The sequence below is a fragment of the Streptomyces sp. 796.1 genome (genome assembly GCF_047525675.1).
Lineage (GTDB): Bacteria > Actinomycetota > Actinomycetes > Streptomycetales > Streptomycetaceae > Streptomyces.
The window spans coordinates 1-5,647 of record NZ_JBLIWA010000041.1 but is presented as its reverse complement, the minus strand read 5'-3'; the positions used below and the strand labels follow the sequence as shown (position 1 = coordinate 5,647).

The window sequence follows — 5,647 nt, the reverse complement described above, 5'->3', positions numbered from 1 at the left end:
CGGTCTGGTCCGGCGTGCTCCCGCGCGCCCGCGCGGGAAGGCGGTGCGTCAGCGCTTGGCGCGCGAGGCGGCGCGGCCACGCTCCTTCTGGTCCAGGACGACCTTGCGGATGCGGACCGCCTCCGGCGTCACCTCGACGCACTCGTCGTCGCGGCAGAACTCCAGGGACTGCTCAAGGGAGAGCTTGCGCGGCGGCACGATCGACTCGGCGACGTCGGCCGTGGAGGAGCGCATGTTGGTGAGCTTCTTCTCCTTGGTGATGTTCACGTCCATGTCGTCGGAGCGCGAGTTCTCACCGACGATCATGCCCTCGTACACCTCGGTGCCCGGCTCGGTGAAGAGCACGCCGCGCTCCTGGAGGTTGGTCATCGCGAACGCGGTGACCGCACCGGAGCGGTCGGCGACCAGCGAGCCGTTGTTCCGGGTGACCAGCTCGCCGAACCACGGCTCGTGGCCCTCGTGGATGGAGTGCGCGATGCCGGTGCCGCGGGTGTTGGTGAGGAACTCCGTACGGAAGCCGATCAGGCCGCGGGAGGGGACGATGAACTCCATCCGCACCCAGCCGGAGCCGTGGTTGGACATGTTGTCCATGCGGCCCTTGCGGGTGCCCATGAGCTGGGTGACCGCGCCCATGTGCTCCTCGGGCACGTCGATGGTGATGCGCTCGATCGGCTCGTGCAGCTTGCCGTCGATCTCCTTGGTGACCACCTGCGGCTTGCCGATGGTGAGCTCGAAGCCCTCCCGGCGCATCGTCTCGACCAGGATGGCGAGCGCCAGCTCACCGCGGCCCTGCACCTCCCAGGCGTCCGGGCGCTCGGTGTCCAGGACGCGCAGCGAGACGTTACCGATCAGCTCGCGGTCCAGCCGGTCCTTGACCTGGCGGGCGGTGACCTTGCGGTCCTTGACCGCGGCCTTGGCGTCCGCGCCCTTGCCGGTGCCGCCGCGGCCGACCAGCGGCGAGGTGTTGGTGCCGATGGTCATGGAGATCGCCGGCTCGTCCACGGTGATCAGCGGCAGCGCCACCGGGTTCTCCGGGTCGGCCAGCGTCTCGCCGATCATGATGTCAGGGATGCCGGCGACGGCGCAGATGTCGCCCGGGCCCGCCTTCTCGGCGGGCTTGCGGGTCAGCGCCTCGGTCATCATCAGCTCGCTGATGCGCACGTTGGAGACGGTGCCGTCGCGCTTGATCCAGGCGACGGTCTGGCCCTTCTTCAACTCGCCCTGCTCCACGCGCAGCAGCGCGATGCGGCCGAGGAAGTTGTCCGCGTCCAGGTTGGTGACGTGCGCCTGGAGCGGGCCGCCCTCGTCGTACTCGGGGGCCGGCACGTGCGAGAGCAGGGTGGTGAAGAACGGCTCCAGGTTCTCGCTGTCGGCCGGGACGGTGCCGTCCTCCGGCTTGGTCAGCGAGGCGACGCCGTCGCGGGCACAGGCGTAGACGATCGGGAACTCGATCTGGTCCTCGTCCGCGTCCAGGTCGAGGAAGAGGTCGTAGGTCTCGTTGACGACCTCGTCGATGCGCGAGTCCGGGCGGTCGGTCTTGTTGATGCACAGGATGACCGGCATCCGGGCCGCGAGCGCCTTGCGGAGCACGAAGCGGGTCTGCGGCAGCGGGCCCTCGGAGGCGTCCACGAGCAGCACGACGGCGTCCACCATCGACAGGCCGCGCTCGACCTCGCCACCGAAGTCGGCGTGGCCGGGGGTGTCGATGATGTTGATGGTGATCGGGTCACCACCGTCCTTGGGGTGGTACTTGACGGCCGTGTTCTTGGCCAGGATCGTGATGCCCTTCTCACGCTCCAGGTCGTTGGAGTCCATCATCCGGTCGTCGAGCTTCTCGGCCGCGTGCGCCGCGAAGGCGCCCGCCTGCTTGAGCATGGCGTCGACGAGGGTCGTCTTGCCGTGGTCGACGTGGGCAACGATGGCGACGTTACGAATATCGTGGCGCGTGGGCACTGCGGCGCTTCTCCCGGAATCGTGGATCGCGGCGTACGGTCCGGTACGCGCGCTGCCGGGCAGATCTCAAGCCTCGGCCTTACCCCATGGTACGGGGCAAGGGCGGGATCGGCCGCCCCAGCCCGCCTCCGACCCCGCCCGGCCACCGGCCCCGCGCAGCTCAGCCCGGCCCCGGGGGCCCGGGATTCACCTGCCCTTTCCCCAGCCTTCGTCGGGCCGCTCGCCGGCTGGAGAGGGGCTGGAGAGGGGTGGGGTACGGAATCGGGTGGGGCTGGTCGCGCCCCGCCGGGGCCCGCCGTCCCCGGCTCCTGATTACTCCCCGTCCGGCTTCGCGTCCTCCGCCCGTGCGTAGCCGATGTCCTGGTAGTGGGGGGTCTGGAGGCCGAAGGCGCCGACGTTGGCGAGGCCGGAGCGGACCGCGACCAGTTGGGGGCGCTGGTAGAGCGGGAGGGAGCCGGCCGCGGCCCAGATGCGGGCGTCGGCGCGGCGCAGCAGCTTGGCCGCGGCGTCCGGGTCGAGTTCGCTGGACGCCTGCTCGAAGAGCTGGTCGATCTGGTCGGTGCCGACCCGGCTGTAGTTCTGCTCCACCAGCAGCGAGCCGTCCGACGCCGGGCGCGGCTTGGCGAAGATCGGCCGGGCGTCGGTGGCCGGGAAGGCGGTCGCGGGCCAGGAGTAGAGGGCCAGGTCGAAGTCGCCGCGGGCCACGTAGTCGCTGAAGTAGCGGTCCTTCGCCACCTTCACCACGTCGGTCTGCACGCCGATCCGCCCCAGCATCCGGACGATGCGCTCGCCGACCTCGGCCGCCTGCTCGGTGCCCGCACCGGTCGGCAGCACAAACCGCAGCAGCAGCGGCTGGCCGTCCTTGACCCGGATCGGAGCCCCGCCGGGCAGCAGCCGCGGCCCGGCCTGCGTGCCGCGCGCGGGGCCCTCCGCCGGTGCCTGGCCGCGCGGCCGGTCGCGCTCGGGCTGGTCCCGCTCCAGACCGGGCCCGGCGGCCGGCGCCGCGGCCCGCCCCGCACCCGCCGCCTGCTCTTCCTGCTCCGGCCGCTGGCCTTGCTCCTGCTCCGGCCCGGCCGGGCTGCCCGGGCGGGGCGGCTTCGGCCGGTCGGCGTGGTCGCGGTCGCCGGACGGGCCCGGCTTCGGCCGGTCCGGGTGGTCGGGCCGGTGCGGCGGCTGCTCCGGCTTCGGGGGCCGGGAGCCGGCCGCGTTCGGCGCCCCGGCGTCGCCGTGCTTCCCCGCGTCCCGCGCCTTGTCCTGTGCCTTGCCGTGCGCCGCGTCCGGCTTCGCGCCCGCGGAACGCGCGGCCCCGGCCGTGCCCGGCTGCCAGCCCGCGTCGGCGAGCAGCGAGCGGGCGGCGGCGGTGTTGCGGCTGCCCAGGGCGCCGCTGTTGTCGCGGTAGCCGTGCTGGCCCGCCACCCGCAGGTGGCTGCCGAGCGGCTTGCCGCTCAGCCCCAGCGGCGCGTACACCGCCTCGGTCAGCGCCGCCCGGTCGATCGCGCGGGCCACGGCCCGGCGCACCCGCTCGTCGGCCAGCGGCCCGGCGGTGCCGTTCAGGGCGAGTTGGGTGTAGGCGGGTTCGAGCGATCTGCGGACGGTGAACGTGGCCAGCGCCCTGGCCTCCGCGGCGCGCCGGGCCGCCGCCGCGCGCTCGGCGGCGATCGCCTTCAGCGCGGTGTCCTTGGCCGGCCGCGGCCCGTACTCGATCACCCAGGACCGCAGCGCGCCCGCGGTGCCGGTCAGCGTGGTCCTGGCGGGGGCGAGCAGGGGCGGCGGGCCGGCGGCCTCGCCCGGGCCGCCACCGGGCGGCGCGCCCTGCGCCGGCCTGGCGCCTCCCTTGGCACCGGCCGCCAGCGAGCCGCCGGCCCGGGCGATCCGGTCGGCCGTGGCCGCGTCGACCTCGGCCACGTCCAGCCGGCCGGCGATCAGCGCGGCGGCCCGCTCGGCCCGCGGCACCGGCTTGAACACCAGTTGATCGAGCCGCGCGGACTCGCCCCACCAGCGCGGGTTGCGGACCAGGGTGATCGGCGTACGGGCCGCGCCCTTGCGCTTGGCCTTGCCCTTGCCCTTGCCCTTGCCCGCGGCCTTCGCGGGGGCGGCGTCCTCAGCGTTCCCGGCCTCGTCGGACTTCTCCGAGTCGTCGGACTTCCCGGCGCCCGCCGAGTCCGCCGCCGGCTTCTCCGGCTTCTCTTGTTTCTCTTGTTTCTCCTGCTGCTCCGCTGGCTCGTCCGGCTCCTCCGGGCGCTCGTCGCGCTGCTCGCCGTGGCCGACCCGCTCCCCCGCGCTGCCCGCCGTACGCCCGGCTGCCGCCGGCGAGTTGCCGTCCGAGAAGGTGAACGGGCCTGCGGTGAGCGGCAGTTGTCGCCTGCTTCCCTCGTTGAAGGCGCTCGGGGTGGCCATCGCCTCCTTCGGGTACAGCGGGGCGAACAGGGCCCGCCAATCCGCGTACGGGCGCCGGAAGGTGACCTCGATCTCGCCCGGTTCCTCGCCGGGCGCGATGCGCTCGATGCGCTCGTACCCGGCGTTGCGGGCCGCCCGGTACGCGGCGTCCTTGCCCCGCAGCGCCCGCCACTGGGCGCGGAAGTCGGCCACCCCGAGCGCCCGGCCGTTGCTCCAGACCGCCTTGGGGTTCAGCCGGTAGCCGACGACCTGGCGCGGCTCGCGGTCGATGACCTCGGCGGATTCCAGGTAGTCCGGGTTGCGCTGCGGCCGGCCCTGCTGGTCGAGCGTGAACAGCAGCGGCAGCACGGCGCCGGCCACCCGGTCGGTGCCGGCGTCGGCGTCGGCGCGGTAGGCGTTGAGGGTGGCGGGCGCGGCGTCCAGGGCCCAGCGCAGCGTGCCGCGGCCGGACAGGTCGGCGCGGGCGGCGCTCGCCACGTCGTGCGCCGCGGGGGCCGCCGCCGCGTCCTCGTCCCCGCCCGAACTGCACCCGGCCACCACCGGCAGCGGCAGCAGCACCCCGGCCGCGAACAGGGCGACGCAGCGGCGGGTACGGGCCACCGGCCCCCTCGTGACGCCGTCCACGGGCATGGCTGGTACCTCCGGGTGCTGCACCGCTCATCGGATGGGCTGACCACTCACTGAAGGCGACCGCGACCGGCCCATCACCCCGACACGGCGGGGCGCGAAGGCAAGGCCACCCGACCGGCGTAGCCCGCTCCGAGCGGGTGCGAGATGGCCGAAACCGACCACCACCCGGGCGGCGTAGCGCGTCCGAATCGGGCCGGTTCGCGGGGCTAGGCTTGGGGCGGGAGGGGCGCGATATGACCGGTGTGCGCCCAGAATCCCGGCAGATCTCTTCCCAACAGCGGGCGCGGCGCGCGACACTCGCTGTCGCATGAGTGTCGCCGTCCGCAACCGCGGAAGTGAGGACAAGTCATGTCCGTACACGATGAGTTGACGGCCGTTCAGCGAAGTCTCGACGACCTGGTGCGGTCCGTCGGACGGCTCGAACAGCACGTCGGCACCGACAGTCTGGACGTCCGCAGGGTACGTACCGATGCGGACCACCTCCGGGAGAGCGTCGCGCTGCTCCGCGCGTCGGCCCCACCGGAACCGGCCAAGCAGGAACGGGTGCCCATCCCCGACACGCCGTACGACCGTGCGCTGTGGACGGACGCCGAGGACGAGGGCCTCGGCTCGCGGGAGGGCCACGCGCCCTAGTGCGGCGCCGGCGACGCGAGGGGCGGCCCGGGGC

3 protein-coding genes are annotated in these 5,647 nt (G+C 73.9%); 1 reads left to right on the top strand and 2 read right to left on the bottom strand.

All coding sequences use genetic code 11. The features are described 5' to 3' along the window. Window positions 1-48 precede the first annotated feature (48 nt). Both typA and ACMA1D_RS25125 read right to left on the bottom strand, forming a co-directional pair. Window positions 49-1,953 (bottom strand): translational GTPase TypA, encoded by a 1,905-nt coding sequence (gene typA / locus ACMA1D_RS25130; protein ID WP_414726278.1) that lies wholly within the window; start codon window positions 1,951-1,953, stop codon window positions 49-51. Between the two features lie 312 nt (window positions 1,954-2,265). Next, window positions 2,266-4,980: an ABC transporter substrate-binding protein gene (locus ACMA1D_RS25125; protein WP_414726277.1), complete on the bottom strand. Its 2,715-nt coding sequence runs from the start codon at window positions 4,978-4,980 to the stop codon at window positions 2,266-2,268. A gap of 348 nt (window positions 4,981-5,328) precedes the next feature. Here ACMA1D_RS25125 and ACMA1D_RS25120 point away from each other — a divergent pair, with 348 nt between their 5' ends. Continuing rightward, the gene (locus ACMA1D_RS25120) at window positions 5,329-5,613 is read left to right on the top strand and encodes a hypothetical protein (RefSeq protein ID WP_414726276.1); all 285 of its coding nucleotides are present in this window, start codon (window positions 5,329-5,331) and stop codon (window positions 5,611-5,613) included. The last annotated feature ends 34 nt before the right edge of the window (window positions 5,614-5,647 follow it).